The sequence below is a fragment of the Paenibacillus sanguinis 2301083 = DSM 16941 genome, assembly GCF_000374825.1.
GTDB classification, from domain to species: Bacteria; Bacillota; Bacilli; order Paenibacillales; family Paenibacillaceae; genus Fontibacillus; species Fontibacillus sanguinis.
In genome coordinates, this window is sequence record NZ_KB895381.1 from 168,609 (window position 1) to 195,373 (window position 26,765).

General features: G+C 43.6%; 28 protein-coding genes. 26 read left to right on the forward strand and 2 right to left on the reverse strand.

Annotation, left to right across the window (positions count from 1 at the left end):
- From C557_RS0111570 to C557_RS0111585, 4 genes are all read left to right on the forward strand, one after another.
- On the forward strand, nucleotides 1-1,098 hold the full coding sequence (locus C557_RS0111570; protein ID WP_018752027.1) for a sensor histidine kinase: 1,098 nt from the start codon (nucleotides 1-3) through the stop codon (nucleotides 1,096-1,098).
- 90 nt (nucleotides 1,099-1,188) lie between these two features.
- Entirely contained in the window at nucleotides 1,189-2,097 is a 909-nt protein-coding gene (locus C557_RS0111575) for an ABC transporter ATP-binding protein (RefSeq protein WP_018752028.1), read from the forward strand.
- Nucleotides 2,094-2,801 carry an ABC transporter permease gene (locus tag C557_RS0111580; RefSeq protein ID WP_018752029.1) on the forward strand — a complete coding sequence of 236 codons (708 nt, stop codon included), beginning with the start codon at nucleotides 2,094-2,096 and terminating at the stop codon, nucleotides 2,799-2,801. The genes C557_RS0111575 and C557_RS0111580 overlap by 4 nt, the downstream gene beginning before the upstream one ends.
- A gap of 11 nt (nucleotides 2,802-2,812) precedes the next feature.
- Complete coding sequence (locus C557_RS0111585; RefSeq protein ID WP_018752030.1) at nucleotides 2,813-3,547, forward strand: ABC transporter permease; 735 nt, start codon at nucleotides 2,813-2,815, stop codon at nucleotides 3,545-3,547.
- A gap of 321 nt (nucleotides 3,548-3,868) precedes the next feature.
- Here the strand turns inward: C557_RS0111585 and C557_RS0111590 are convergent, their stop codons facing one another.
- On the reverse strand, nucleotides 3,869-4,345 hold the full coding sequence (locus tag C557_RS0111590; RefSeq protein ID WP_018752031.1) for an SAM-dependent methyltransferase: 477 nt from the start codon (nucleotides 4,343-4,345) through the stop codon (nucleotides 3,869-3,871).
- Between the two features lie 159 nt (nucleotides 4,346-4,504).
- Here C557_RS0111590 and C557_RS0111595 point away from each other — a divergent pair, with 159 nt between their 5' ends.
- Nucleotides 4,505-5,485, forward strand: a complete 981-nt coding sequence (locus C557_RS0111595) for a helix-turn-helix transcriptional regulator (RefSeq protein ID WP_240472956.1) — start codon at nucleotides 4,505-4,507, stop codon at nucleotides 5,483-5,485.
- Nucleotides 5,486-5,686: 201 nt separating this feature from the next.
- Nucleotides 5,687-6,727 (forward strand): MerR family transcriptional regulator, encoded by a 1,041-nt coding sequence (locus C557_RS0111600; protein ID WP_018752033.1) that lies wholly within the window; start codon nucleotides 5,687-5,689, stop codon nucleotides 6,725-6,727.
- A 104-nt stretch (nucleotides 6,728-6,831) separates the two neighbouring features.
- On the opposite strand, the gene C557_RS0111605 is transcribed toward C557_RS0111600, so the two are convergent.
- Nucleotides 6,832-7,863, reverse strand: a complete 1,032-nt coding sequence (locus C557_RS0111605; RefSeq protein ID WP_018752034.1) for a helix-turn-helix transcriptional regulator — start codon at nucleotides 7,861-7,863, stop codon at nucleotides 6,832-6,834.
- Between the two features lie 154 nt (nucleotides 7,864-8,017).
- On the opposite strand from C557_RS0111605, the gene C557_RS0111610 reads away from it, so the two are divergent.
- The 20 genes from C557_RS0111610 to C557_RS23425 all read left to right on the forward strand — a co-directional run bounded on the left by C557_RS0111610 (nucleotide 8,018) and on the right by C557_RS23425 (nucleotide 26,637).
- On the forward strand, nucleotides 8,018-8,974 hold the full coding sequence (locus C557_RS0111610) for a phosphotransferase family protein (protein WP_018752035.1): 957 nt from the start codon (nucleotides 8,018-8,020) through the stop codon (nucleotides 8,972-8,974).
- 41 nt (nucleotides 8,975-9,015) lie between these two features.
- The gene (locus C557_RS0111615) at nucleotides 9,016-9,867 is read left to right on the forward strand and encodes a DUF2268 domain-containing putative Zn-dependent protease (protein ID WP_169338224.1); all 852 of its coding nucleotides are present in this window, start codon (nucleotides 9,016-9,018) and stop codon (nucleotides 9,865-9,867) included.
- On the forward strand, nucleotides 9,864-10,232 hold the full coding sequence (locus C557_RS23410) for a VOC family protein (RefSeq protein WP_018752037.1): 369 nt from the start codon (nucleotides 9,864-9,866) through the stop codon (nucleotides 10,230-10,232). The genes C557_RS0111615 and C557_RS23410 overlap by 4 nt, the downstream gene beginning before the upstream one ends.
- 8 nt (nucleotides 10,233-10,240) lie before the next feature.
- Nucleotides 10,241-10,714: a hypothetical protein gene (locus C557_RS0111625; RefSeq protein ID WP_018752038.1), complete on the forward strand. Its 474-nt coding sequence runs from the start codon at nucleotides 10,241-10,243 to the stop codon at nucleotides 10,712-10,714.
- Between the two features lie 327 nt (nucleotides 10,715-11,041).
- Nucleotides 11,042-11,884, forward strand: a complete 843-nt coding sequence (locus C557_RS24180) for a nucleotidyltransferase domain-containing protein (protein WP_018752039.1) — start codon at nucleotides 11,042-11,044, stop codon at nucleotides 11,882-11,884.
- A gap of 18 nt (nucleotides 11,885-11,902) precedes the next feature.
- A complete protein-coding gene (locus tag C557_RS0111635) occupies nucleotides 11,903-12,115 on the forward strand; it encodes a hypothetical protein (protein WP_018752040.1) in 213 nt (70 codons plus the stop codon).
- Nucleotides 12,116-12,135: 20 nt separating this feature from the next.
- A complete protein-coding gene (locus tag C557_RS0111640) occupies nucleotides 12,136-12,549 on the forward strand; it encodes an ester cyclase (protein ID WP_018752041.1) in 414 nt (137 codons plus the stop codon).
- Nucleotides 12,550-12,586: 37 nt separating this feature from the next.
- On the forward strand, nucleotides 12,587-13,018 hold the full coding sequence (locus C557_RS0111645) for a VOC family protein (RefSeq protein WP_018752042.1): 432 nt from the start codon (nucleotides 12,587-12,589) through the stop codon (nucleotides 13,016-13,018).
- A 360-nt stretch (nucleotides 13,019-13,378) separates the two neighbouring features.
- Nucleotides 13,379-14,329: an ABC transporter ATP-binding protein gene (locus C557_RS0111655; protein WP_018752044.1), complete on the forward strand. Its 951-nt coding sequence runs from the start codon at nucleotides 13,379-13,381 to the stop codon at nucleotides 14,327-14,329.
- The gene (locus C557_RS0111660; protein ID WP_018752045.1) at nucleotides 14,326-15,468 is read left to right on the forward strand and encodes an ABC transporter permease; all 1,143 of its coding nucleotides are present in this window, start codon (nucleotides 14,326-14,328) and stop codon (nucleotides 15,466-15,468) included. Before C557_RS0111655 ends, C557_RS0111660 begins: the two co-directional genes overlap by 4 nt.
- A gap of 1,067 nt (nucleotides 15,469-16,535) precedes the next feature.
- Nucleotides 16,536-17,690, forward strand: coding sequence for a sugar ABC transporter substrate-binding protein (locus C557_RS23420; RefSeq protein ID WP_169338226.1), 1,155 nt, complete (start codon nucleotides 16,536-16,538; stop codon nucleotides 17,688-17,690).
- 48 nt (nucleotides 17,691-17,738) lie between these two features.
- Nucleotides 17,739-18,629, forward strand: coding sequence for a carbohydrate ABC transporter permease (locus tag C557_RS0111675; protein ID WP_018752048.1), 891 nt, complete (start codon nucleotides 17,739-17,741; stop codon nucleotides 18,627-18,629).
- Nucleotides 18,626-19,456 (forward strand): carbohydrate ABC transporter permease, encoded by an 831-nt coding sequence (locus C557_RS0111680; protein WP_018752049.1) that lies wholly within the window; start codon nucleotides 18,626-18,628, stop codon nucleotides 19,454-19,456. The genes C557_RS0111675 and C557_RS0111680 overlap by 4 nt, the downstream gene beginning before the upstream one ends.
- Before the next feature lie 32 nt (nucleotides 19,457-19,488).
- Nucleotides 19,489-21,048, forward strand: a complete 1,560-nt coding sequence (locus tag C557_RS0111685; RefSeq protein ID WP_018752050.1) for a glycoside hydrolase family 3 N-terminal domain-containing protein — start codon at nucleotides 19,489-19,491, stop codon at nucleotides 21,046-21,048.
- 70 nt (nucleotides 21,049-21,118) lie between these two features.
- Nucleotides 21,119-22,288: an ROK family transcriptional regulator gene (locus C557_RS0111690; protein ID WP_018752051.1), complete on the forward strand. Its 1,170-nt coding sequence runs from the start codon at nucleotides 21,119-21,121 to the stop codon at nucleotides 22,286-22,288.
- A gap of 80 nt (nucleotides 22,289-22,368) precedes the next feature.
- A complete protein-coding gene (locus C557_RS0111695) occupies nucleotides 22,369-23,391 on the forward strand; it encodes a hypothetical protein (protein ID WP_018752052.1) in 1,023 nt (340 codons plus the stop codon).
- Nucleotides 23,392-23,610: 219 nt separating this feature from the next.
- Nucleotides 23,611-24,285 (forward strand): response regulator transcription factor, encoded by a 675-nt coding sequence (locus C557_RS0111700; protein ID WP_018752053.1) that lies wholly within the window; start codon nucleotides 23,611-23,613, stop codon nucleotides 24,283-24,285.
- Nucleotides 24,278-25,312, forward strand: a complete 1,035-nt coding sequence (locus C557_RS0111705; RefSeq protein WP_205621616.1) for a HAMP domain-containing sensor histidine kinase — start codon at nucleotides 24,278-24,280, stop codon at nucleotides 25,310-25,312. Before C557_RS0111700 ends, C557_RS0111705 begins: the two co-directional genes overlap by 8 nt.
- A 48-nt stretch (nucleotides 25,313-25,360) precedes the next feature.
- Complete coding sequence (locus tag C557_RS0111710) at nucleotides 25,361-26,251, forward strand: DegV family protein (protein WP_018752055.1); 891 nt, start codon at nucleotides 25,361-25,363, stop codon at nucleotides 26,249-26,251.
- 53 nt (nucleotides 26,252-26,304) lie between these two features.
- On the forward strand, nucleotides 26,305-26,637 hold the full coding sequence (locus C557_RS23425) for an Asp23/Gls24 family envelope stress response protein (protein ID WP_018752056.1): 333 nt from the start codon (nucleotides 26,305-26,307) through the stop codon (nucleotides 26,635-26,637).
- The last annotated feature ends 128 nt before the right edge of the window (nucleotides 26,638-26,765 follow it).

Below are 26,765 nucleotides of genomic sequence, written 5' to 3' on the forward strand. Positions count from 1 at the left end.
ATGAAAAGTGTCTTAAAGATAATTGGGAAAATTTTACTTTTAATGATCATACCTCTAGTTGTTTACCTATTAAGTCTTCGCATGTTTGGAGAGTTGTTTTCATTGCTGCGAAAGACATCTCCCCTGGTAGGAAATACAAATGAAGAATTTATGCGCCACGCAGCTGTTTTTCTTTCGGCAGTACTTGTTGCCAGTCTGTTTTTTATATTTGTATTGCAACCTGTAATCTATGTGATTCATTGGATTCAATTATTAGCGAAAGGAAATTTTCATGAACCAGATATACGTTATCATTGTGGAAAACTTTTATTAAGCAGATGGTCGCGGTTTCTATACAAGGAACTTTTAGGACAAATGCAAAGCTTAAGCAATAAACTAAAACAAAGTGAAGCTGATCGAGCTGCACTAGAAAAAAACAGACAGGAATGGCTTGCCGGAATCACACATGATTTAAAAACTCCGCTAACTTATATTCAAGGGTATGCCTCTATGATTTCCTCACAAGAATACAAATGGACTGACGAAGAAATGATCAATTTCGGGAGAAAAATCGAGGAAAAATCCAGACATATCAAAGATTTGATTGATGATCTTAATCTTTCCTTTCAATCGAAGGATGGGAAAATTTTCGTGCATAAAACAGAAGTGGAAATCGTTAGCTTCATACGCAACTGCGTATTGGATATTGCAAATTCTCAACAATTTTCTGACTATGTCTTTTCTTTTGAGTCAAATATAGATAGCTTGCCTCTAGCTATAGATACCACTTTGATACAAAGGGCACTGCAGAATATTCTTATTAATGGAATTATACACAATCCTCCTGAAACAGAAATTATCGTATCTGTAGAAAGACAGCAAAAAACATTTTTAATTAGAATTGAAGATAATGGACATGGAATGGATGAAGAAACAAAAAGAAAGCTTTTTGAAACCTATTATCGCGGAACACCAACGGATCGCCCTACGGAGGGGTCTGGCCTTGGCATGTCTATTGCGAAAAAAATTATTGAACTGCATCATGGGTCAATTCGCGTAGATAGTATGTTAGGAGAAGGCAGCTCGATATTCATTGAACTTCCTATTTCATTTATTTGAATGATTTTATCTACATTTTATTTTCGTTTACCTGAACATTAGACAAATTGTGTATCCTCCTGCTATGAAGAAAATACAGGAGGATTTGTTATGTCTGAATATATCATTGAAACTAAAGGATTGACACGGCGCTTTGGCAAGCATGTTTCTGTAGATCATATTGATTTACGGGTTCCGGAGGGGAAAATCTACGGTTTTTTGGGTGCAAATGGTGCAGGAAAAACCACAACAATTCGTATGCTTCTCAGTTTAATTCGCGCAGATGAGGGGTCTGTCAAGATTATGGGGCGATCTCTGCAGCGCGACCGTGAAAAAATTCTGAGAAATGTAGGATCTCTAGTGGAAGGCCCCTCTTACTACGGACATCTGTCGGCATATAAGAATCTTAAAATAATTTGCAAGCTGATGGATTTACCTGAGAAAGACATCGATAAGGTCCTTGATATTGTACGGCTGGCTCCTTATGCCAAGCAAACTGTAAAAGGCTACTCCCTCGGCATGAAGCAGCGTCTTGGTATTGCTCAAGCATTGATTCGCAGACCGAAGCTGCTCATTTTAGACGAACCAATTAACGGGCTTGATCCAGCCGGCATTCAAGAAATCCGTAATTTAATGTTATCACTTTGTCAGGAACAAGGAATCACCATTTTTTTATCCAGCCATATTTTGAGTGAGATTCAGTCTATTGCGGACGAAATTGGCATTATCCAAAATGGCAAGCTTATTTTTCAGGACAGCATACAGGAATTGGAGAAAAAAAGCCGTTCCAAGCTTTTGGTACGGACTGAAAATCAACAGGAAGCATTGCATGTATTGTCCTCTGCCGGTGCTGATGTAGCTTTGCAGCAGGGAGAACTGCTTATATCTCTGACAGAGCAAATGAATCAGTCAAGAGTTTTCCACATTCTTCAACCCTTCTCTATACAGCACATGCAGGAATCAAAGCCTTCTTTAGAAGATATCTTCCTGACCTTGACTGGAAAAGATGGTAGTTTATGATGAAGAAATTACTCTTTGCTGAGTTTTATAAGACACGAAAAATTTGCTATATCGTTCCCATAGTTAGTGCGGTGGTGTTAATCTTATTCACTTGTCTAGAGTGGTATCTGTACTTCAGACAAGGAGAAGGAGGAATTTATGCAGGCTTAAATATTATTTATATGTTTCTATCTTTTACCATGTTGCTCACAATATCACTACTTTGCAGCATGGTATCTGAAACGGAACATCAATCGCAAGGCCTTAAGTTTCTGTTTGCCACACCGGTAAACCGTACAGCCTTTTACTTTGCTAAAGCAGTTTGGGTAGTTGTTTTAATGCTTGGATGCAGCATATTGATTTTAGGAGGTTTCTGCTTGATATGGATTATGTATACAGATAAAGTATTGCCGTTTGCATTTTTGGTGAAACAAATTTTTGGATGTTTGGCGGCTTCTTTTCCTATACTTTCTATTCAACTGTTTCTTTCCCTTTACTTTCCCAATCAAACAACTCCTCTTGGATTAGGTGTGACTGGAGCGATATCCAGCCTTTTTCTTCCTCGAATTACACAGGAGTTCTTATATGTTATACCTTGGTCATACCCTTCTATGGCAAGCCCCTTCATTGAAGGATATACAATATGGATTGCAATCGGTATCGCATTAGGCCTGATTTTGCTTATAGCAGGTGCTCTGCGGTTTCGTACTATAGAAATAAAATAGGAGGCTGCAATATGTACAGATTATTTAATTCAGAATTCCAAAAAATAAAATGGCCCATTATTCTAGTGATGATTATATTGGAAGGGGTTGTAACATGGGCACTTGCGGCAGGCAATACAAAGTCTTTGTCTCAATACTTCCCCTACAATTGGACAACACTCTATTTTCAGGCAGTATCTTTTCACGGAATGTTTTTTTTACCGTTGTTTACCGGGATTTTTGCCACATACCTATGTTTTTATGAACATAAAAACGGAGCATGGAAGCAGTTACTTACGCTTCCCTATCCTCGTTGGAAAATACTCCTGTCCAAATTCTTGACCTTAATCACTTTAATTGCTTTCATGCAGGTCCTGTTCTTGGCAGGATATTTGATTACAGGAAATATAATTCATGTAGAAGGTTTGATTCCACAGAAATCTATTTTACAAGAGATAGCAGGGGGCTGGCTGGCATGTTTTCCTATTGCTATGCTACAGATTTGGCTAGCTACTCGCTTTCAATCTTTCGGTATAGCCTTGTTAATTTGTATTTCATCTGTAATTCCCAATATTGTGCTAACAGGGCTTCCAGCTTCATTAGGGGCATGGTTCCCCTTTACCGCTCCATATTACGCCATGTTTCCTCAAGGGTTACCTCTTTCTCCTCGAATGGAACTTATTCCATTTATTTTGATTCTCGTGTTCACGTTTTTCGTCTATCTTATATGTAGTGTACGGTCTTTTGTTCATAAAGATTGGATATAATTAAAACCTCTACAAAAAAAGCCTTGAAGTATAATGAAATAAGCGAAGAGCTTGGCAAGCTTGTTCAATGACTGATTTTAAAAGCGTGGTGAACAATAAAGAGCCTGCGGCCGATATGGGCTTACACTCGCTGTTAAACCCGGATTTTTGGAAGCATTTGAACCTGACAAGGTTTAAATCCGGGTTTAAAGGCGACCGCTTCGCTGCTTCAGCTCCATATCGGCCTTCCGGCAACTTGTTCACCACACTGTTGAGAGGGTGCTCCAAAGTTATTTGTGGAACACCCTCTTTGCAAATATGAATAACGCTAGCTATCCAATTTTAAAAATTGAAGACCTTGCTCCAATCAAAGTCGTCTGATGTCTCAACACTTTTGGGCCAGCTGGCACACCAATCTGGTACAATGGGATCCTCCACGCGGTCAAAGCTTGGGGTGTAGGGCTTGATGTCGATCACCGGGCTTCCATCTTCAGCATCAATATAAGCCAGACCTATAATTCCGTTATCCGCATCCAGATCAGTGATATAGGCACAGGTAAGAGCGATTGGATTTGGACGTTCGGGAGAACGTGTTGCAAAGGTCCCCAATTGATCCGGAGAATCCTTGTAGGGACTGTTCTCCACCAGCTTTGAACAAGCCTCCTCCGTATCGCTTTGATGAAACCACCAGAGGATATTAATATAGCCGAAGCCCTCCAGATTCGTTAGCGCCGGAATAAACTCTTTTTCCAGTTCAATACGCATTCCACTCTCATCAGAACGTACCTTGCCAATTGATTTTACCGTGAACATTTCCATTAGATAATCTCCTATTCGGTTGGTTTACGGCGCCGTTACATCTCAGTATATAGATGTATTTTAATACTACAAGTAGTGATTTACCGCTCTTTTTCGCAAGTAAAATCAAGTAGCGAGATTTCCGTTGCTCTACAATGATTGCAGGGTGGTTGAAACGAGGTGATTAGACGAATGTACGAGTGGCATAAGCAAATTCAAATCGTCGTTGATGAAATTGACGAGTGTATTAAACGTCATAACGGTGAAGCCATAACGCTAAAGCTGCTTGCTCGCAAGTTAGGTTATTCTGAATTTCATACGACGAGAAAGTTCAAGGAAATATCGGGTATGCCATTCAGGGATTATCTGCGGCTTAGAAAACTAGCTTTTGCGCTAAAAGAGGTTCGGGATTGTGAAAAAAGTATTCTGGATATTGCCTTTGATTATGGCTTTTCCTCCCATGAGGCTTTTACCAGGGCCTTCAAGGGAGCCTATGGCGTAACTCCAAGCGAATACCGAAAACAGCCCAAGCCGGTCGTTCTTCGCACAAAAGTCACCCCTTTTGACCGCTACTTTTTCGGATTGGGAGAGATTGGAATGATCAAATCAACCGATGGTGTTAACGTTTATTTTGTAACCATCCCCGCGCACAAATTTTTGCATATCAAAAATGGTGAGAGTAATGGGTATTGGGATTTTTGGCAAAAGCAAAGTCTTATTCCCGGCGAGGACTGCGAAACCATTTGCGGCTTGCTCGATAGCATCAAGGGTAAATTGGATGACGATGGCGGGAGTGAAACGAACAGCGGCAGCGGTCAGATTATGGCGTACATCATAGACCCGGACGGCAGACTCTGCGATTGGGGGATTCCGCGTACAGAGTGCTATGGTGTGCGACTTCCTTTGGATTTTCAAGGCGAAGTACCGCCACAAATGCTGATGATGGATGTTCCCGAGGCGGAGTATATTGTTTTTGAGCATGGGCCGTTCGATTATGAGCAGGAAAATCGCAGTGTGGAGGAAAGGCTTGAACAAACAATGGCAACTTTTGATTTTGCAAGCACCGGCTACTGCCTGGATGCTTCCCCCGGCAGAATCATTTACATGTATCATGATCCGGAGCGGTTTTTTAAGTATATCAGACCGGTGCGGAAGTCATAATCGTTAGAAGCACCTGACCAATGCGGCATCCTCCATCTTTGGCGCCGTGACTATGACTTGGACGGGAACCATTGCCGCAAATGCTGCGATGGTTCTTGTTTCAATTGTAACCGCTGTGATGTACTACACGAAGCACAATTGAATCCCTTGACATTGACGTCGTGTCGCACTTTATGATCTGTATGAGAAAGGAGATCAGGCATGAGCCATTTAAAGACGATAACACAGGTTACAAAATCGTTTGGGATTTCCACCCGTATGCTGCGCTATTATGAACAACTGGGTCTGATTCAAAGTCAAAGAATTCAGGGCTACTCATACCGGGTATACGATGCAGAAGCTTGTACGCGCATAAATCAAATCCTTATTCTACGTAAATTGCGCCTCTCTTTGAAACAAATAGGCATGCTATTGGCTAACCCGGATGCTGTTTATGCAACAAATATCCTTATTCAGAACATTCACGCTATCAATATCGAAATCGCCTCATTATCAACCATTCGTTCCATTTTAAACAAATTCGTGGATGAGCTTCGCGAAAAATCAGGCATCTGTCTGATGACAGAGCTTTTGGAAAATACCGATATACTGCCGATCGCTGCACCCCTTTCTAACATAAATCATCATATGAAGGAGGAGAAAATATTGGAGGATTTAAATCAGGCAAGTGAAAATTTAGATAGACTTAGTGATCGGGATGTGCGGATTATTTACCTGCCGCCTGCTGTTGTGGCTGCCTATCAATATGAGGGAGATGAACCGGAAAGCACGGTCTCACGAATGATAGATAAGTTTGTGTTAGAGCATGCTTTGCCAAAAATCAAACCTGATTTGCGTCATTATGGATTCAATGCCCCGAATCCGGTCGACGAAACCAATTATCATGGTTACGAAATGTGGGTTACCATCCCGGAGGATATGGAAGTGCCGGAGCCTTTGGTAAGGAAACGCTTTAACGGGGGATTATATGCCGCGTACATGATTCCGTTTGGTCACTTTGAAGCATGGGATCGGCTTGCAAGCTGGGTTAGAGATAGCGAAAAATACGAGTATGCTGGCAGCCGGGACTCTGAAAACATGTTCGGCTGGCTTGAAGAATCTTTGAATTATGTGAATCGCGTGTATCTTCCTGACCCGCAAGGCGAAGGCTTTCAGCTTGATCTCTTAATTCCAGTCAAAGAAAAAAAGGGTGAGATTCATGAAGGCATCAGAGATTCAGAAGGCAAGAATAGCCGAGATTGAAAACCAGGCGGATTTGATGATTAAAGAGCTTAAGGTTACAACACTTACTTCAATCAACGAGCAGGGGTACCCCAGAACTTGCTTAATGACTAAAGTAACCAATATCATCGATTCTTTCGAAATTCGGTTGGAGTCATATTATATTTTTCGCGGATCATTTTATAGATGACGACGGCATTTTTATACCCTACCCGATCAGCAATTTGTTCAATGGATAGATTCGTATATCGGATTAAGGTCTCGATTTCTTCCATCCGTATCTCTCTTACTATTTTCTGAAAGCTTTCTCCAAATTCCTCGGAGATTAAACGGCTAAGGTAACATTTATTATATGAAAATTCATTAGCCAATTGGTCCAGGGTAATGGTTTGCATATTTTCTCTTACATAATTCAGCAGTTGATCCTGTTGTAATCGTTTCGTTTTTATATCAAAATGCACACTGTTTAGGATGGAATTACTTCTGCTAAGTTCAATAAATAACAGCTTCAAATAGCAGCACATGGCATCTTCAAAATAATTTGGCTTTTGATAGTATTCAGTTACTATTCTCTCAACAAAAGTTCTGATTAACGGATTTGACGCCGTACGAAAATGCAAATAGTGGTAGGATAAACTCCTTTTCATCACTGATTTGGTTAAAAAATCAAGCATGGAGTCCTGAAACTCCTGACGTTCACCAAATTCAAACCCTAAGTACCTAGGGGGAATAATCATCTTGATGATGATGTCTTCGGGATTTGGCTGATACAATGCGTGCAGCACATTCTGGTTAAGAATAAATAATTCTCCTTCATTCAGAATCATGAGCTGATCCTGCGATTCAATATATTGATAACAATGGCCTTTGTAGACATAGATAATTTCGATAAAATCGTGCCGATGAAAATAAGGCGCCGTAGAATAGTGATGCTTCTTAGCGCTGATCGTATCTTGCGTTCGGATTAACATATCGGGTGTAGCGTGATCTTGATTCAATGAAGGAAACACATATTGTTGATCCTCAATAAGATGCTTCATGTTGTCGTTTAATTGATACTCCTCCTCCATTAACTCAACCAAAGGACGGTCAATTCGCATCTTCTCTTCCTGATCCGAAAGCTGCAGGATCTTGTTAAACGAATGATTTAAGTTCATCTTCTTCCCCCAATGAAATAAGCATAAAAAAAGTAAACCGGAGATAGTAAAGGTCTAAAGTGGGTAAATATGTTTTTCTCTGCTTTGAAACTATACTGGAGTTAAGCTAGGTGAAAATGGAATGATAACATCATTGACAAAGGGTGGGGATTAGGTGTATTTAACCAAAAACACACAAAGTAAAGCTGCACTTGAGAAGTTGATTCAACACGCGTTTCCAGACAGGAAGCTAGATCATCTGCAAGAGTTGACGGAAGGATATTTTAATATCGCCTACGAGGTTTCTTTCGATGATGGGACAGCAAGTATTCTCAAGATAGCGCCTCATCCTGAAGTCACGGTCATGACCTACGAACAGAATATCATGGAGTCCGAAGTGCGTTCAATGCGATTGGTTACACAGAAGACCCATGTTCCCGTACCGAGGGTCGAATTTTATGATCCTTCCTGTGAATGGTGTAGTGCGCCCTATTTTTTCATGGAAAAGTTAAAAGGAGAAAGCTTGTCTTCCAGGAAATCAGGATTGACCCCGCACGAGGTAAACGATATTTATGCTTCGGTAGGTTCACTGACTAAAGAAATTAACCAAATTACAAACGCTTTCTTTGGATATCCTGGCCTACAGAGACTTCAAGGCGAAAACTGGTATGAAGTGTTTTGTGAAATGCTGAAAGCCGTCTTGATGGATGCAGAAAAGGAAAGCATTGATCTTACGCTCTCTTCGCGCGAGCTATTGGAGTCGCTGGACAGGGATAAAGGCTTGTTTAGCGATGTCGCAACTCCGCGTTTAGTTCATTGGGATATATGGGATGGCAATATTTTTATTGAAGATGGGAAGATTACAGGATTAATAGATTGGGAACGATGCCTGTGGGGCGACCCGCTGATGGAGGTTGGATTCAGATCCTACGCGCAATCGCCTGACTTTTTGAGAGGCTACGGAATGGGACAGCTGACAGAGGAGGAAAATCGAAGAATTCTTTGGTACGATCTTTATTTGTTAATGATCGTTGCGCAAGAGCATGTGTATCGGAAGTATGAAACGGCAGACTTATATGACTGGGCGACAACCTTATTAGGGAAGAAATATATCGAGTTGAACCCTAAATGATAAAAGACATGAAGTGTAGTCTATATATAAAGGAGAGGGACATGAATATAGAAATTATACCTGTATACAAATACCTCGATGCTTACATCACAGACGTTGAAAACAGGGTAGATACGGTGGAGGCACTGTGGAGCAAATATGCAATCGACCCTTATTGGGAAACGCTATGCCAATATGCGCCGCACGATTTATCTGACAGGAAACCAAAGCCAATTACAGATATTGCAACACTGAAAAAGCAGATTGATTTACTGAACCCTATCGATCTTGCCAAGCTGAAAGACGAATTTCAGAAGGTTGCGGATTTATTACCCAATTATGATGACGATCCTATATGTGTAGCTCTATATCCTTTGTCTGATGATAATTCTACTGTGAACAAATTTCAAAACGGCATCATAGGCAGCTCAACCTTTGGACATATGCTGATAAATATCAATCCATTGGCTGATAGCTTTCTTCAGTGGATACCGTATGTTTTTGCACACGAGTATCATCACACCGTTTGGGGAAATTACTGGTATGCGATTTACGGAGGCCAGTTGGAAAACCAATTTGTTAATTCTTTGCTGATTGACGGAGAAGCTGACAGCTTTGCCTTGTCTGTCTATCCCCACTTAAAACCTAAATGGCTGTTTGACATGTCGTATGACTTGGAACAGTCTCTTTGGAAAAATCATTATTCAAAGATAGTGCTGGAACAAGACGTTGATTATGGCAAATATATGTTTGGCGATCATCATTCGGGCATACCGTGGTGTGCCGGGTATGCGATCGGATACAGAATGGTTCAACAGTTTTTAATAAAAAATCCTCAGATTACGTTCAAGAGGCTTCTTGAAATGCGTCCAATTAACATATTCCGGGAAAGCGAATATGATGTTTTCTTATGATGAGCAATAAACCCAAGAAGGATTTATCGTTGGAACAGCGAAAAACAGACGTAGATTTATGGGCTATTGCCTTGATTTCTTTTGTGGTGCTTGGGATAACCTTGGGTTATCATGAGAAGTTTCCGGATGGTACATTTATGCATGCGGCATTACTTAAAGACGGACAAGAAATATTTGCTGTCAGTGAATCACATAATGACGCCTTTGTTGATGTGATGCTCGCATCCTCCTTAAAAGCGTCACGCCCCACCATGAGCTACGGGATCAATTTTGATAGTGAAGATGAAGTGAAAAGAGCATATGAGATGTTGAAGAAGGATGGAACGGTGCTGCTACCAATGCGATTAAAAACGAGAAAGCGGTGAAAGGAAACATGGTACATTTAGTCTATTGCGATCATACAGGCAAAAAGGGAGAGCGGGTTTTAGATCGAATTTTAGCGGGAACCAAAACGATGGTTGTGAGAGGAGCTGCCGGGCGCAAAATACCGCATAGCCGGGTGTTTGAGGGCGAGGCTCTTTATTTTATGGAGAAGGGTTCGGCGTTAATTTCTGCCTCCGCCATCGTTAAATCCGTTCAAAACTATGTGAAGCTGACAGAAGACGAAATTGTAAAAACGCTGAACAATAATCAGGGCAAACTGAACTTATCCGAAAAGCAAAAGGAGCGTTGGCATAAGAAGTGTTTATGTCTCGTTGAATTTGAAGAGGTGCAGAACATAGAGCCGCCGCTTGCCTTTGATCATCAAGGGAACATGGACGATTGGCTTATGATCGATAGAATTGAGGATGTCGTGGTCGGGACGAGTATACCGTTTAATTATGAAAAGTCGAAGTTTGGAAAGTAAGTGGGTGAGGAGCGTGAAAACAGCAATACTGGGGTTAGCGGAGGTTGAAGCGCAAACTGGCCAAGGAGATGAGAAATGGTACTTGATAAACGCAGATTAGTTGGTTTTGTAATTTGTACTTTTCTTTTTACATATTCAGCATGGGGCCTAATCATTGCAGCAGACCGCTTCATACAGCAGTTGCTTCGTATCCCTCATTGACAAGTTCGGCATGCGATGGGAACTGATGACCGAACAGGCGAAATGATAGTTGTGAAAAGGATAACATTGTGGAGAGTGAGTAAGATGAAGCTGGGAGATTGACTGAGCAAATGGAGAGGATATGCGATGTTAAACGAACTTCAATCTGTACATAACGCATTCATAACAGCCATGAAAGCTCAACAAGGTGTGCTGGGAGCATGGTATTTTGGCTCTGCCGCTCATGGGACAACGGACGATCATTCCGATATCGACATTGTTTTTCTCGTGAAAGAAGGCGCTTATACGGCGGTAGATGAAAAACTCACCGTTATGCTTGAAGACGTGTGTGATGAAGTCATTCTTTGTTGGCCGGAGGATTTTAACAGCCAGGCCATCAAAAACTATGGCTATATTTTGCGACAGAAGGAGCATTTGTTTCAGTATGATGTGTTCCTATTAAACAAAGGAAAGATAGACGACTATATGTGCCGGATTCATTACACCGAGTTGCAAGCAAAGGATATCGTCTTTGATCGGGATGGCAGTGTGCATGCGTTGGCGGATTTGGGAGTCAAGGGGCATTTGTGGAAAGATGACATTCGGAGGCTGATTACAACTTATTGGTTTCATGTGCAGATGTCAGCCAAATATTTTGCGCGCCAAGACTTTTTTAAGTTAAACGGGGTCCTGCGCATTTTGATGGATACGCATAGCTCTTTGCTGTTGACGGCATATGATCAAATCACCTGGGGCGGCTCGGCCAGCAAGCTGCATTATATAGATGAAACTAAACAAAAGCATTTGATGAAATATGGCTGTACAGAAGATTTGGTGATGGTCAGAGATAACCTCCTGCAAGCCATGGAATGGTTTGAGGACGATGTCAGAGAAATCACAGAGCCGCATGAAAGCATACTCAGCCCAAGAGCCATTGAGCTTATCAAGCAGGACTGGATTGTAACAACCGGATCGATTGTTAATTTGTAATGGAGGGGGAAATATGCTATGCGGAAATGGGTTGCCAATATGAAAGCCATTGTCAATAAGGACCTGGCCCGATTGCTGATGGCGGACAAGAAGTCTGCGGGGGCGAGCATTTCTCTGGCCTTCCTGTACACCATGCTCTTCCCTGAGCTGGATATAGAGCCTGAGGAGTTCTTCACTCCTTTCATCCTGCTTCATCCTTTTGGTATAGCTGTCCTTACTCAGCGGAAATGAATGTGAAAGGAGCAACTAATATGGACCATGTGGAAAAAGTAAGGTTTTTTTATGAGTCGATTACATCTGAGCATTTGATGGATGAAGTTCCTCATTATGTATCAGACCAGTGTGTGATTAGAACAGGGGAAAAAATCATTCCGGTTGGGATCGAGGGCATGAAGCAACACATGATTGAAGTAAGGCAGACCTATCCTGATTTAAAAATGCTCATTACGGCTCAATATTGTGACGGTGATTACGTCATTTCTGAATTTATAATGGAAGGAACACATCAAGGCGAGTGGCTCGGCATGAAGCCTTCTGGCAAGAAGTTGTGTATTACCGGAGTCAATATTGACAAGGTACTAAACGGAAAGATTGTGGAGCATGGAGGGGCGGCCAATACATTTGAAGCTTTGTTTGCGGCCAAAATTATTTGCCCCGCTCCGTAACAAGGAGCTGTGGTTCCACTATCGGGCGAAACAAGCAATGATAAAAAATAGCGACATTTTTGAATATGGCGACTTTGCGGCATCATATAAAACAAATGGAGGAACAGAGATGAAACTTCATGGAGCTTGTATTCAGACTCATAACGCGACAGAGCTTGTTAATTTTTATCAGAAAATTTTTCAACAAGAACCGGATGTAGACGGTGGAGTCGATTTTCGTTTTTATGATGCTCAACTTGTTATTTTTAAGCTGACTGATGAAAATGCTTCTTCAACCAAAAATTTAGCTTTAATATACGCTGTTGATGATGTGGATGTTGAATATCAGAGAGTAATTGACCTTGATATAAGTGTGAACTCTCCACCAACGGATAAGCCTTGGGGTGTAAGGTCATTTCTGGTTAATGACCCTGACGGGAATACAATAAGTTTTTTTGCGTACCTGATTGAAGATCATGCAAAGAACTAAGTGCATCGCTCTTCTAGTGGGCTTCTCTATCATTTGGCCACAAGAAGATAAGAGGAGAAAGCCGAAATCAGACAGCGTTCATTTATCCAACTGCGGTGTGGCCGGTCAAGAAGGTGCTTGGTCGTACAACTTTGGGGTAACACAATGAGGGCGGCGATATCATCTAACACGTCGATATACAAGGAGGCTCTTTATGAAAGGTGGATTGCCCAAATGGATGATGTTTGAGCTGACCAATACTTCTTTATTTCCTGATATGGAAAAGCTGCTACAAATCAAACGGAAGCCCAACAAAAAGTACAAGTGATTTGAATCTGTAGCAGGTTAGGTACTGGAATATCCTTAAAAAGGGGAGAGAGCATGGAGAAGGAAATATTTCTTTCTGTGGACGGGCTAAGCAAATCCTACGGAAGCGCACGGGTCGTGGATCAGGTAAGCTTTTCGGTATTTAGAGGAGAGGTGTTCGGATTGCTTGGCCCAAATGGCGCCGGCAAAACGACGACGATCAGTATGCTGTGCGGACTGTTGAAAGCGGATGCCGGAAACGTGGCTTATGGCGGAATTTCGATATCGGCACACTATCCTCAGGTTAAAGGGATGATCGGATTATGTCCTCAGGACATTGTGATCTGGGAGAAACTGACCTGTTCCGAACAGTTGAAATTTGCCGGGATGTCCTATGGATTAGCTCCAAAAGAGGCCGGCAAAAGGGCAGGGTACCTGCTGGAAGCCCTTGGACTTACAGATAAAAGGAATAAGCTTGCCGGGACTCTTTCCGGAGGCATGCAAAGAAGGCTGAATATCGCGCTTGCGCTTGTCCATGATCCGGACCTGATCATCCTGGATGAGCCTCAGGCAGGGCTTGATCCGCAGAGCCGTGTTCTTGTGCGAGACTTTATCAGACAACTGGCGGCCCAACAGAAAAGTGTACTCCTTACGACGCATGACATGGATGAAGCTGATCGACTATCCAATCGAGTAGCTATTATTGACCATGGGAAAATACTCCAGATCGACACGCCTGAAAGACTTAAAGAAAAATCAGGCAAGGGAGATATTTTACAGGTCAGACTCAGCGGAATACCCGCGGGGCAAACCGATAAACTGCTGGAAGCCTTTCCGCCCGTATTCACAGAAAAAAAGCTGGTAGACGGTCTTTTATTGCTTGGCGCAAGCCATGTGGTTGAGCACATTCCCATCGTTAACCAGACATTAAAAGCATTTCGTATCCAGATGGTGGATATGACGATCCGCAAGCGGACGCTTGAAGACGCATTTATTTCTATGACAGGAAGGGGGCTTCGGGAATGAAACTGATAGCGGCTGCAATCAAGTCATGGAAAGAAAATATTCGGGACTGGAAAGTACTTGTGATGGTGCTGTTTTTTTCTCCGTTTTTTCTGCTGATCATGTACTTGTTTTATGGGGGAGAGCCGACTACATACCCTATCGGAGTTCTTAATCTCGATGGTGGCAAACCGGCGACTGAACTGGTTGAAATGATCCAAGAGAAGAAGGGACAGAATGGCGAGAATATATTCGATTTCAGCCCTATCACCGAGCTTCCTGAATTGGAGGCGCAAGTAAAAGAGAAAACAATCGATATTGGAATGGTTATTCCTAGCGATTATTCCAAAAGCCATGCCGATGCCATCTCAAAGAAAGCGATTGTCCCGTCGGAAGTCCATTTTTACGGGAGCATGAATAATCTGCGATATCCCGTTGCGGCAGTCATGGCCGCTGATGAGGTGAATAAACAAGGGATCGCGGCCGCCCAAATTACACTTCCCGCTTCGATAACCGAAACCTTTTTGGAGAAACAACTTCCCTTAAATGAGTTTGACGGTTATGTTCCGGGGTTGCTGGCTTTGGCCATCTTAATGATCTTGTTTACCGCATCCGCATCCATTGTGAAGGAGAACGATAAAAAAACACTGATCCGGCTGAAGCTGAGCCGTCTCGGAGCCGTTCATTTCCTTACGGCTATTGGTATGGTGCAAGCCATTATCGCTGTAGGTGCGCTTGTTCTTTCTTATTGGACTGCATTGGGGCTGGGCTACAGTCCGGCAGGGAATTTCGGGCCTGTTCTTCTGATTGGCATCCTTTCCAGCCTTTCGATGGTTTCCGTAAGTCTGGTAGTGGCAAGCTTCCTGAATACGGTTTTTGATGTGTTAACCGTGGGCTGTTTTCCATTCTTTATCCTCATGTTCTTTTCAGGCGCGATGTTCCCGCTGCCGAAGTTGAATATGCTCTCCATCCTTGGGCATTCATTGGGGCTGACGGACATTTTGCCGCTTACGCATACGGTGAATGCCTTTAATAAAATATTGAATTACGGAGCCGGCTTCTACGAGATCCAATTTGAGGTTTTCATGATGGTTGTGCTCACACTCCTCTATTTTTTGGCAGGATTAGTTCTATACCAGAAGCGCAAGCTATCCAAAGCGTAAATCTCTCCTGAATTCGATATATCCGAATCGTCTATGAAAGGATGATTACAGGTGATAATTGGGACTCAATGGTATACGAGGGGAGAGTGGATCAATAAGAGGATCCCATTCGGTAATTTTGAAGTTGTGGATCATGGGTTTAGGGAAGGTTTTTTTCATACTCGTAACTGATTGAATTATTTTCTTGCTACGGATAATTCTCTAATTCTTTTCCCGATCCAGTGCCCAAATAGGCTAAAGGAATAAAGGACCAGTGTATTTATGATCACCATGGCTGGTGCTGACGGAAGTTCATAGAAATACTCTAATCCTGATAAAGGGCCTGCGAAAATAAACACGGCAAGTATAGGAAGCAACTCAAGCCACTCTATTTGTAACAAGTAACCCAATAGATATATTGACATCCCGATCCCCCAATAATACGTTAAGAACCTGATGAACCCTATCCCTTTCCTGCCTAATATAAACCCGTAAACGGCCCAAAGAATGACATAAATAACAGATAGCAGAGCTTGCTCAGAGCTCGGGTCGCCTCCCTTCAGATACGTACTAAAGTTTACAATGCTTATAGGGATCGAGGTGACCAGAGCGAATATAATATGCATATTTTTGGAGGTCATGGATACCATCCTTTCATGAAAACATATTCATACTAGTTTAATATACCAGAAGTGCAACGAGTTTACGATAATTTCCCTCATCTTCCATGATGGCAAATATATGACATAAATTTTAATGTATCCGCTTTACCATATCAATTTATGTAATGTTTATGTTAGATATATGTTGTGAAAGCTGATTGACAGGTCAAATCAAAACGCATATATTATTAATAAGTCCAATGGACGTAATAATTATATTTTGGATGAACAGGAGGATCCGGGCGGTTTTTTGGCGGTAAGTAAATGGGTTAGATTCCAATCTACTATTTTCGAGGGGGCATTTCAGGAATGCGTTCAAAAGCGATCTTGCCATTATTTTTTTGTTTTGTAATCGTTTTCGTAGCTGCGTGTGGCAATAATTCTTCCAAAGGATCTCAACCGTCAACGGGTGATACTTCATCCGAAGTGAAAACCATTAAATTCTGGCAATTCATGGGTTCGATGGACGACAGTACGGATATTAACATTGCTCCGATTATTGAAGAATTTGAAAGCACCCATCCTGGTGTGAAGGTGGATGTACAGCAGCTCACCTGGGATAACGGCTTGGATAAAATCACAACGAGCTTTGCTGCCGAAGAGGCTCCTGATGTGGTAGAGCTTGGCAACACCTGGGTTACACAGTTCGCCTCCCAGGATGTGCTGCTCGATCTGTCAGACAAGGTGGCCGACATCAAGAGCGAATACGTAGGCTGGGACGGTGTAACCTATGATTCCAAAATCTATGGTGTGCCTTGGCTGCTGGGGACACGTGCTTTGTTCTATAACAAAGCGCTGTTCGAGCAGGCTGGTCTGGACCCTGAGAAAGCGCCGGCGAATTGGGAAGAGCTGAAAGCGGCTGCGGCTAAAATTTCGGAAAATACGAACGCTAAGGGCTTTGGAATTGCAGCGGGAGAAGCGGAGACACCTTGGACGCAATTCTCTATGTTCCTCTGGAGCAATGGCGGGGAATTTCTGAATGAAGACCAAACTGCCAGTGCATTAAATGAACCGGCTGCTGTCGAAGCGCTGGAATATGTTCAAGAGCTGTCGGAAGTATCACTTGTCGCTCAAGATGGCACAATTGGGCAGGAATTTGCGGCAGGCAATGTAGGGATGTTCATTTCAGGAGCCTGGAATTTGCGCGGATTAACGAAGAATGCCCCGGATCTGAAGTGGGGAGTGGCGGAAATACCGGTAGCGCCGACAGGGAACTCGGTGTCCTTTTCCGGAGGAGAGATTTTGTCCATCTCCGCCAAGACAGAGTATCCGGATGAAGCCTATCAATTCGTGCAATTTATGACCAGCAAGCAAAATGCAATGAAGGTGACAGAGATTTCCACCTCCGTATTTCCGGCCTTTCCAGGCATCGAAACCGATCCATTCTTCGCGGATAAGCCGGAGATTGCTATATTTGCCAAGCAGGTTGCAACTGCCCGGAATTCACCTTCTCTGAAGGCGTGGCAAAAAATTTCTGAAGAGGTTACGACTGCGGTAGAGAAAGCTGTATTGCAGCATGCTCCTGCAGCAGAAGTATTACAGACTGCCTCCGACAATATTAATAAATTGCTCACAAGATAAAATTCTAAGGGCAACGGGACGTTCATCACTTGCCCATGGAGGTATAACATGAACACAGCACGCCGTAATAAGCTGCGCCAAAACACCACAGCTTACCTGTTTTTATCGCCGTGGCTATTATCGTTTCTGGTATTTAGTTTGTTCCCGATTATTTTCTCATTATATCTTAGCTTTACTGAAACCGGATTGCTCAAGCTGGAGCCAGACTGGGTGGGGATTACGAACTATTTGGATACGCTAACCGACCCTGTATTCAACAAAGCCTTCTGGAATACCTTGTATTTCGTGGCCGTCACAGTTCCAATTACGACGATTCTGGCGATGGTGTTGGCCATTGCTGTGAACAGCCGCATCCCAGGCAAAATATTTTTCCGGGTGTCGTTCTTCATGCCGACCGTGACTTCGGTGATCGTCGTATCCATGATGTTCATGCTGCTATATGCGCCTTCCGGCATCTTGAACTCGATTTTGGGCACTTTTGGTATTCAAAAGGTGCAATGGCTGCTGGATATTCGAACAGCCTTTCCTTCGATTATGGCTATGTCGATCTGGACGTCTGTAGGCTTCTATATGCTGATGTATGTAGCGGCCCTGCAATCGATTCCTGCCACCTTGTATGAAGCGGCCATTATTGATGGCGCGGGACCGTGGAGCCGGTTTATTCATGTAACGCTGCCCCATTTAAGACATATGAGCATTTTAGTCATTGTCATGAATACGATTAACTCACTGCAAGTTTTCTCTGAGGTATACGTCATGACCAAGGGTGGCCCTCTGAACTCAACCACCACGATGGTCCTGTATATGTACAATACGGCATTCTCCAGCTTGCAGTTGGGGAAAGGTTCGGCGATTGCCTATATCTTGATGATCTTCATTATGGCGATGTCGGCTATTCAAATGTGGCTGATGCGCATTAATAAGGGGGTAGGAGAATGAGTCACCGGCAATCAACCTTGCGCACCTCCATCATCTTTGTAGTGCTTCTGATCCCCCTGGTCATTATGATATTTCCGTATCTGTATATGATCAGCATGTCATTAAAGGGCGATGGCATGATCATCAAGAGCTTCACAGATATTTTCCCTAAGGAGATCACGTTACAGAATTATGTGGATGTCTTGGGAAGCGGGCCGTTTGGACGCTACTTCCTGAACAGTACGATCATTGCCGTATCTGTAGTGGCAGGTAACATTTTATTTGCTTCTATGGTGGGATACGCTTTTGCGAAGCTGACATTTATCGGTAAAAATGCCCTCTTCATGGTAGTCCTGTCTACAATGATGATTCCATTTCAGGTTACCTTGATTCCCCTCTTTCTGCTGATGAGGGAGCTGGGCTGGATCGATACCTACGCAGCACTCATTATTCCGAACCTGATCGCTCCCATGAGTATATTTCTCATGAGGCAGTACATGTCAGGCTTGCCCAATGAAATTATAGAGGCGGCCAAGATGGACGGTGCAACGGAATTCGGCGTATTCTGGCGTATTATCCTGCCGCTGGCCAAGCCAGCGCTGGGTGTCCTGATTATTGTGCAATTCCTCGGATCATGGAATAACTTTATTCTTCCCCTGATTCTGACCAACTCCGAGCATATGAGAACATTGCCTCTGGGTTTGGCGCTGTATAAGGGCTTTAATTCCATTGACTGGGTGCACATGATGGCGGCATCCTGCATCTCGACGCTGCCGGTACTATTGGTATTTATTATTTTTCAGAAATATATCATAGCGGGGATGACCAGTGGGGCAGTGAAAGAGTAAAAGCATTTAAGATAGCCTGGAGGTAACCATATATGGAAGTCAATAATGAACACATGGCTGCAGTAAAGCTGAGCCTGCAAGAAAAAGTAGGGAAACTGTGCGTGATTGGAGTGCCTTCTCTGGAGGCTGGAGCACCCTTTCAGGGAAGGCAGCAAGCGTACGGGTTTGGCGGTGTAGGCATTTTTCCGCATAACATTAACACGGAATCACAGGTAACACAGCTTGTTGCCGAGTTTCACCAGCTTCATGAATCGCAAAATGAGGCGGGTCCTTATTACATTTCTGTGGATGAAGAAGGGGGCAGCTTATCCAATTTCAAAGCCTTCTACCCCTACATTCCCGGCAATCGGGCCATCGCATCCAGTGGTGATCCGGAAACGGCCTATATGCAGGGACGGATTATCGGCAGCCAATTGCATGCACTTGGCATTCCGATGGATTGGGCTCCTGTACTGGACGTGAATACCAATATTAACAACCCTGTGATTGGGGTCAGGTCCTATGGCGAGGACCCGGAGACCGTGGGCAAGTATGGTCAGGCATTTATTCGCGGCATGCATGAGTCCGGTGTGGCAGTAACGGCCAAGCATTTTCCCGGGCATGGTCAGGTTAGCGGGGATTCCCACTATGTTTTGCCTGAATGTCCGCTGACGTTGGAGGAGCTTGGCAAGGGGCCTCTGTTGCCATTTATCGCTGCTATTCAATCTGGCATTGATTCTATCATGCTGGGGCATCTGGTCTTTCCGAATATCCCTGAATCCCAGGGGCTTCCGGCTTCACTTAGTCCCTTTTTTGTCCAGGAGCTGCTTCGTGGGCAATTGAACTATGAGGGGGTCATCTGCACAGATGATGTGGAGATGGGGGCAATTAAGGATAATTATTCACCTGAGGAGATTGGTATCATGGCGATGAAGGCGGGTGTGGACCAGATTCTGATGTGCCATACGCCTGAATTTCAGGAGCGAGTAATCGCGGGGATCGTCGGCGCCATCGAGCGAGGTGAGCTGTCGGAGGAACGAATTGACCAGTCACTCGCCAGAATCAGACGTCTGCATCAAGCATTTAAGCAATATCAGCTTGAAGCCAAGCCACTTCCTCGCGAGGAATGGGAGTCAGAGTCTTTGAAGCTGGCCATGCGAACAGTCATTGTAGAACGTGATCCACAGGGATTGCTTCCTATGAACAAGAACCATCGTTATCTGTTAATTTTACCGAAGCAAGAGAAGCTGACAGTAGCCGATAATTCCAGCGATTCCGAGATGATTCTCGCTCGTTTATTAGATGAAGCTGGCTTTCAGGTACACTCAAGCACGTGCTCGCTGGACCCGCAAACAGAAGAAATATCCCTACTAACCAAGCAGACTGAGGATTACGATTGTATTATTCAAGGAACCTTAAATGCTCATTTGTTCTGCGGTCAGGTGACCCTGGCTCAGCAATTGCAGGCTACCCGCAAGCCAATACTACATCTGGTATTAAGAAATCCTTACGATGCAGCTTGTCTTTCGGAAGATGCGGGAGTGGTTATGGTCGGCTCAACCTCGGACTATTCAGTAAAGGCTTTAACCCGGATTCTCGTGGGCGAAGCTTGAGCGGTATAAATGTTAGATTTTGAAAAATATGATAAAATAGACGCATCATTGCAAGAAGAGAAGAGGTATTATGGCTGTGACGATGAAAGGTAACCTTCAGTTAATGAAGGAAATTAATACCGCAACCATACTTAATTTATTGCATCGCAAGCAGCGGTTGTCCAGAGCGGAGATTTCGAAAATAACTCGCCTGAGCGCCACGACGGTATCCGGTCTTGTGGAGGAGCTCATTGCGAGCAACATGGTCGAGGAAGCCGGGGAGCAATCGATGGTTGGCGCCGGCCGCAGAGCTATGAGCCTGCAGATTAAGCCTAATGGAGGTTACGTACTGGGCGTCTCTGTCGGGAATACCTGGTTAGTATGTGCTGTGTTTAATTTGATTGGTGAGAAAATATCCGAGTATAAGATTGAAGTCGGTACGGGAAATGAGGCCATTATTGCCCAGATCGATAGCTCCATCCAGGCCTGTATGGCCAGGGTTCCTGGACTCAAGCTGGAGCAAATCAAAGGGATTGGGATTGCGGTTCCCGGGATTATTAATGAGTCGGGCGAAGTAATCACACTTTCTAACTTTCTGAAAATTAAAGATCTAAATGTAAAAAGTGAGCTTTCCGCCAAATATCCAGACATTCCGTTTCAAGTAACTAACGACTCCAATGCTGCTGCCTTTGCCGAGATGCATGGGGGGGCTGGCGAGAATAGAAACCATTTGCTGTATCTGACGATTAACGAAGGAATTGGCTCCGGGCTGGTGCTTAATAAAGAAATCTTCTCGGGATACATGGGGGCCGTTGGCGAAATTGCTCACATTCCGATTAACGCCAATGGCGGGAGCATCGAGACAATCATTACAACCCCCTTTATTATGGAGCGCTGCAAGCAGGAGGCCAAGGCACTAGGCGTAAAGATTCCGGATTCCATGGATGACCTATTGCGGAGATATGAAGCGGGAGAAAAATGGCTGCAGCCTATATTCAAGCAAATTTTGTATGTGACGACGCTGCTGGTTGCTACGGCTGTTAATTTTATCAGTCCAGAGCTAGTGGTGATCGAAGGCTGGATGATCGATTCAGAGATGTTCTTCGATAAGCTGCGTGAGAATCTCGTGCAATTTCCGTTCCCGTTGCCATTTGCACCAGAGCGTTTGATCGCTTCTTCTTATCGAGAAGCTGGTTCTTTGCACGGTTCGGCGATGCTGATGCTTCAGAAGCTATTTAAAGCCCCTTCTTTGTTACAGTAAGGGTGCGGAAGCAGTAGTGCTATGAGCTGCATAAATATTTTGTCCATTGAACCAAATAAATTAGGAAAGAAGGCGAAGGGATGAAAACGAACGTGGTTGGAAGAGTACTCAAGGTTTGGGTGGCATTGCTATTACTGGTTGGCGTGATGCCTGCGCTGAAGAGCTATGCAGCAGGTACTAACCTAGTCACTAACGGAGGTTTCGAGTTGAATCTGCTTGGCGGATATGGCTATATCGACGAAATTTCCCTCACTCAAGATACTCCTGATCAGGGCACTGGCGGGGAGATGAATGCACTCTGGGTGTGGGAGTATTCTGACATAGCTACTTCGGCGGCACGTTCTGAACTGATTGATTTTTCATTGTCTAAAGGGATCAACACGCTTTACGTAAATACGGGAACCAATTTGACGGCGAATCCCGGCCATTATCGTGCACTGATCGCACAGGCTCATGCTAACGATATGCAGGTAGAAGCTTTGGATGGTCAGTCAGATTGGGTGCGTGCGGAGAACCACTCTATTCCGCTTGGCAGACTGCAGGATGTGATTGATTACAATGCGGCTTCTGCCGTGAATGAACGGTTTGATGGTGTGCATCATGATAATGAACCTTACACCCTGCCCGATTGGTCGGAAAATAGACAGGAATTAAGTGTAGATTATCTTGATTTGGCGGCGAAGTCCCAGCAGCTTCTGGCTGACAGCGGCTCTTCCATGACCTTCTCGGGAGATATTCCGTTCTGGTATGACACGTTCTCCATCACTCATAACGGGATAACCAAGGAAATGCATAAGCATGTTCAGGACGTTATGGACTATGTAACCATTATGGATTACCGTGACTTCGCTGAAGGACCGGATGGCATTATTCAGAACGGGCAAAACGAAGTTGACTACGGAAGCGCCATTGGCAAGAAGGTGGTTATTGGCGTAGAGACCTACGAGGTGCCGGGTGATCCGGAGTTTGTAACCTTCTATGAGGAGGGCGAGGCTTACATGAACCAGGAGCTTGAGAAAGTAGAGGCGTACTTCGCAAGCGCTGACGGGTATGGTGGGCAGGCCATCCATTACTACACCACGTATAAAAATATGCTGCCTTAATATCGATGTAATGCATCCGTTAAGCGGCCTGAGTCCCAAGCTCCATTGGACTCAGGCCGCTTAATTTTGCTTGCAATCGTTCATAATTATAAAAAAAGATATACAGGTAAGCAGATCATACTTCTCGTTGGAATAGGCCCCAATTCCCTGATCATCAGTTGAATCTAATTTGAATGAATCATGTTATTCTGTTAATAACTTTACTGGGAGATGGTGTAGATGTTTAGCATTTTAGTAGCTGAAGACGACAAGGCTTTAAGGGCACTGTTTTGCACGGTATTGTCCAAGAACGGCTATGCCTGTTTTGAAGCAGAAGATGGCGCCCAAGCATTGGATATCCTGGATAAGCAATACATTGATCTTATGATCTCGGATGTTATGATGCCGAACATAGATGGATATGAATTAGTCAAAAATATACGCGATATGGGGCATCATATGCCGGTATTGATGATTACTGCCAAGGCTGCTTTTGAGGATATACAGAGCGGATTCCGGGCGGGTACCGATGATTATATGATCAAGCCGGTTAATGTTAATGAAATGATATTGCGAGTTCAGGCATTGCTTAGACGAGCGAGGATTGTGAATGAGAAGAAGCTGCAATTTGAGGGCATGGAGTTATTTTATGATGATCTGACAGTGAGCCTGAATGGAGAAAGTATGGTTATTCCTCAAAAAGAGTTCTATTTATTGTACAAGCTGCTGTCCGATCCCAACAGAGTATTTACTAAGCAACAGCTTATGGATGAGATTTGGGGGATGGAGACAGAGAGCAGTCCGCATACCCTGGATGTGCATATGAGCAGAATTCGGGACAGGTTTAAGGATGCGCCGTTTGAAATCAAGACGATTCGGGGACTCGGATTCAAAGCGGTGAAGCGAAGTGAATAGGATCAAGAACAAACTAACTATCTCACAAATATTTGCCCTGATTATGGGAGTTATTATTACAGCGTCGATGGCGCTTACTTACCTGATTATATATGTTCTGCTGCGGGTGACGGAAAGTCCGTTAACGGGAGTCATTACCTCCTCCATGTTCATTGCTATTGTGAGTATTGTAGTCGGAACCCTCATCTCTTCCTATGTATCCAAGAAAATGCTGCGTCCTATTCTAAAGATTAATGACGCCGCCAAAAAAGTGGCCAAGGGAGACTTCACTGTGCGTTTGGAGGAAGCCAGCATCGCCAATGAGATTAGAGAGATCGCGGAAAATTTTAATCTTATGTTACGCGAGTTATCCAATACAGAGACGTTAAGAAACGACTTTGTCAGCAATGTTTCACATGAATTCAAGACCCCTCTTTCGGTCATTGAAGGTTATGCTATGTTGTTGCAGGATGAGACGCTGACCAAGGAAGAAGAAAGAAAATACGTGAAAACCATTTTAGATAATACTGGAAGACTGACCGAACTCACGCAGAGTATCCTCTCCTTATCCCAGATTGAGAATCAGGAGATCGTTCTGCAGAAGGAGCGATTCCAGCTGGATGAGCAAATTCGGCGTGTTCTTTTAACCTTTGAAAGCATCTGGGAGAGCAAAAATCTGACTATAGACCTTAACATGGATGAAGTCTATATATATGGCAGTCAGTCTTTGCTGGCAAGGGTGTGGAGTAATTTGATTGATAACGCGATTAAATTTTCCGAACAGAATGGGACGCTATCGATCGAATGCCATGAGGAAGGCGATCACATTGTTGTCATCGTAAAAGATACGGGTATCGGTATGGATGAAGTGGTTATGAAGCATGCCTTTGACAAGTTCTATCAAGGAGAGCGATCACACCATGTGAAGGGCAGTGGACTCGGGCTAACGTTGGTTCATCGAATTGTCACATTGTGTGGTGGTAAGGTGTCCCTGCGGAGTGAAAAAGGCAAAGGTACAGCGGTAATCATAAAGTTACAGAAAAATTGAGTCATCGTTGAAAGAGAATTGAGAAAAAGTTGAGGGAACATTGCTAAAATGTATGCATGGATTATACTGAATGGAAGAAACAAAAATGATGGGGTGGAGCGTTTGAACCATAAAATTGTAGTTGATAGTTGTTGTGATGTAACTCCGGAGCTAAGTGAAAGTTTGGGGATTGTTACGGTACCGCTAACCATAAACCTGGAAGACAAGAGCTTTGTTGATGATGAGCATCTTGATCTGCCAAGCTTTATGGAAGAAATGAAAAATTGCAAGGGCAAGGTGGGCTCTGCATCTCCTTCGCCTATGTTATATAAAGAAGTTTTTCAAGGTTCACCATCGTCCTTTGCCGTTACGATTTCCAGCAATTTGTCCAGCTCATATGCAAGTGCTGTGCTCGGAAAATCTATGATTGAGGAAGAGGATACGGGCGCAGAGGTACACGTATTTGATTCAAAAAGCGCCTGTGCCGGTGAGGTGCTGATTGCCGTGAAGCTGGCTAAATTAATCAAAGAGGGCCATCAAAGGTCTAAAATAATCTCCACCATCGATCACTTTATTCATGATATGAAGACATATTTTGTGTTGGACAATTTCGATAATTTATTGAAAAACGGACGATTAAATAAAATCACCGGCAAACTAATCTCTGTTCTCAACATCAAACTGATTATGAAGGCAGATAAAGAAGGAACTATCGGTCTGCATGCCCATGTACGCGGGCAGAAGCAAATTGTTGAGAAGCTGGCGGATACCATTGGCAAGAGCGGCAAAGACACCCGGGGGGAAAGTATGGTTATTGCCCATTGCAACAATCCCGGACTTGCCGAGAAGCTGAAGGAAAAGATCAGAAGCCGGTTCCATTTTGATGAAATCCTTATTGTACCGACAAGAGGAATCAGCTCGGTGTATGCCAATGAGAAGGGCATTGTCATGGCATTTTGATCAGCCGGCTGAATAAATCAGGAAGTATTGTCTTATAAAAAGGAGGGGCATCTATGATGATGCAGGATAAGCAGAGCAACGTTCATATTTCCAAGCAGGTCATTGCCAAAATTGCCGCCAAAGGAATTCAAGAAGCTCAAGAGATTATAGCGCTCATGGATGGACGAATTAAGCGAACGGACAAAAATAAGTTCTATAAGGCGGTCCGGATTAACATCAGAGAAGTAGAAATTGCTATTGAGGTTTATCCGGTTGTACAGTTTGGAGTGCCTCTTCACCTGATCTGTAGAACTCTCCAGTTAAAATTGAAGCAAATGGTAGAAAAAATGACGGGATTAATCGTGTCAGAGATAAATATCAATGTTGTAGGTGTTGAGGCCGTATAAGGCTGGAACGACAATATCAGCACCTCCCCCCGGTGCATAGAACGGCTTCTATATTCAGATGGACCTTCTAAAGCTCCGGGTAGGGTGAGAATTGCGTTAAAAATCGTAAGCAGGGCCTGCCCCGTGCA

Coding starts and splice junctions, on each gene's coding strand:
- C557_RS0111570 (WP_018752027.1), top strand. CDS start 1: ATGAAAAGTGTCTTAAAGATAATTGGGAAAATTTTACTTTTAATGATC.
- C557_RS0111575 (WP_018752028.1), top strand. CDS start 1,189: ATGTCTGAATATATCATTGAAACTAAAGGATTGACACGGCGCTTTGGC.
- C557_RS0111580 (WP_018752029.1), top strand. CDS start 2,094: ATGATGAAGAAATTACTCTTTGCTGAGTTTTATAAGACACGAAAAATT.
- C557_RS0111585 (WP_018752030.1), top strand. CDS start 2,813: ATGTACAGATTATTTAATTCAGAATTCCAAAAAATAAAATGGCCCATT.
- C557_RS0111590 (WP_018752031.1), bottom strand. CDS start 4,345: ATGGAAATGTTCACGGTAAAATCAATTGGCAAGGTACGTTCTGATGAG.
- C557_RS0111600 (WP_018752033.1), top strand. CDS start 5,687: ATGAGCCATTTAAAGACGATAACACAGGTTACAAAATCGTTTGGGATT.
- C557_RS0111605 (WP_018752034.1), bottom strand. CDS start 7,863: ATGAACTTAAATCATTCGTTTAACAAGATCCTGCAGCTTTCGGATCAG.
- C557_RS0111615 (WP_169338224.1), top strand. CDS start 9,016: ATGAATATAGAAATTATACCTGTATACAAATACCTCGATGCTTACATC.
- C557_RS23410 (WP_018752037.1), top strand. CDS start 9,864: ATGATGAGCAATAAACCCAAGAAGGATTTATCGTTGGAACAGCGAAAA.
- C557_RS0111625 (WP_018752038.1), top strand. CDS start 10,241: ATGGTACATTTAGTCTATTGCGATCATACAGGCAAAAAGGGAGAGCGG.
- C557_RS24180 (WP_018752039.1), top strand. CDS start 11,042: ATGTTAAACGAACTTCAATCTGTACATAACGCATTCATAACAGCCATG.
- C557_RS0111635 (WP_018752040.1), top strand. CDS start 11,903: ATGCGGAAATGGGTTGCCAATATGAAAGCCATTGTCAATAAGGACCTG.
- C557_RS0111640 (WP_018752041.1), top strand. CDS start 12,136: ATGGACCATGTGGAAAAAGTAAGGTTTTTTTATGAGTCGATTACATCT.
- C557_RS0111645 (WP_018752042.1), top strand. CDS start 12,587: ATGATAAAAAATAGCGACATTTTTGAATATGGCGACTTTGCGGCATCA.
- C557_RS0111655 (WP_018752044.1), top strand. CDS start 13,379: ATGGAGAAGGAAATATTTCTTTCTGTGGACGGGCTAAGCAAATCCTAC.
- C557_RS0111660 (WP_018752045.1), top strand. CDS start 14,326: ATGAAACTGATAGCGGCTGCAATCAAGTCATGGAAAGAAAATATTCGG.
- C557_RS0111675 (WP_018752048.1), top strand. CDS start 17,739: ATGAACACAGCACGCCGTAATAAGCTGCGCCAAAACACCACAGCTTAC.
- C557_RS0111680 (WP_018752049.1), top strand. CDS start 18,626: ATGAGTCACCGGCAATCAACCTTGCGCACCTCCATCATCTTTGTAGTG.
- C557_RS0111685 (WP_018752050.1), top strand. CDS start 19,489: ATGGAAGTCAATAATGAACACATGGCTGCAGTAAAGCTGAGCCTGCAA.
- C557_RS0111690 (WP_018752051.1), top strand. CDS start 21,119: ATGGCTGTGACGATGAAAGGTAACCTTCAGTTAATGAAGGAAATTAAT.
- C557_RS0111695 (WP_018752052.1), top strand. CDS start 22,369: ATGAAAACGAACGTGGTTGGAAGAGTACTCAAGGTTTGGGTGGCATTG.
- C557_RS0111700 (WP_018752053.1), top strand. CDS start 23,611: ATGTTTAGCATTTTAGTAGCTGAAGACGACAAGGCTTTAAGGGCACTG.
- C557_RS0111710 (WP_018752055.1), top strand. CDS start 25,361: ATGTATGCATGGATTATACTGAATGGAAGAAACAAAAATGATGGGGTG.
- C557_RS23425 (WP_018752056.1), top strand. CDS start 26,305: ATGATGATGCAGGATAAGCAGAGCAACGTTCATATTTCCAAGCAGGTC.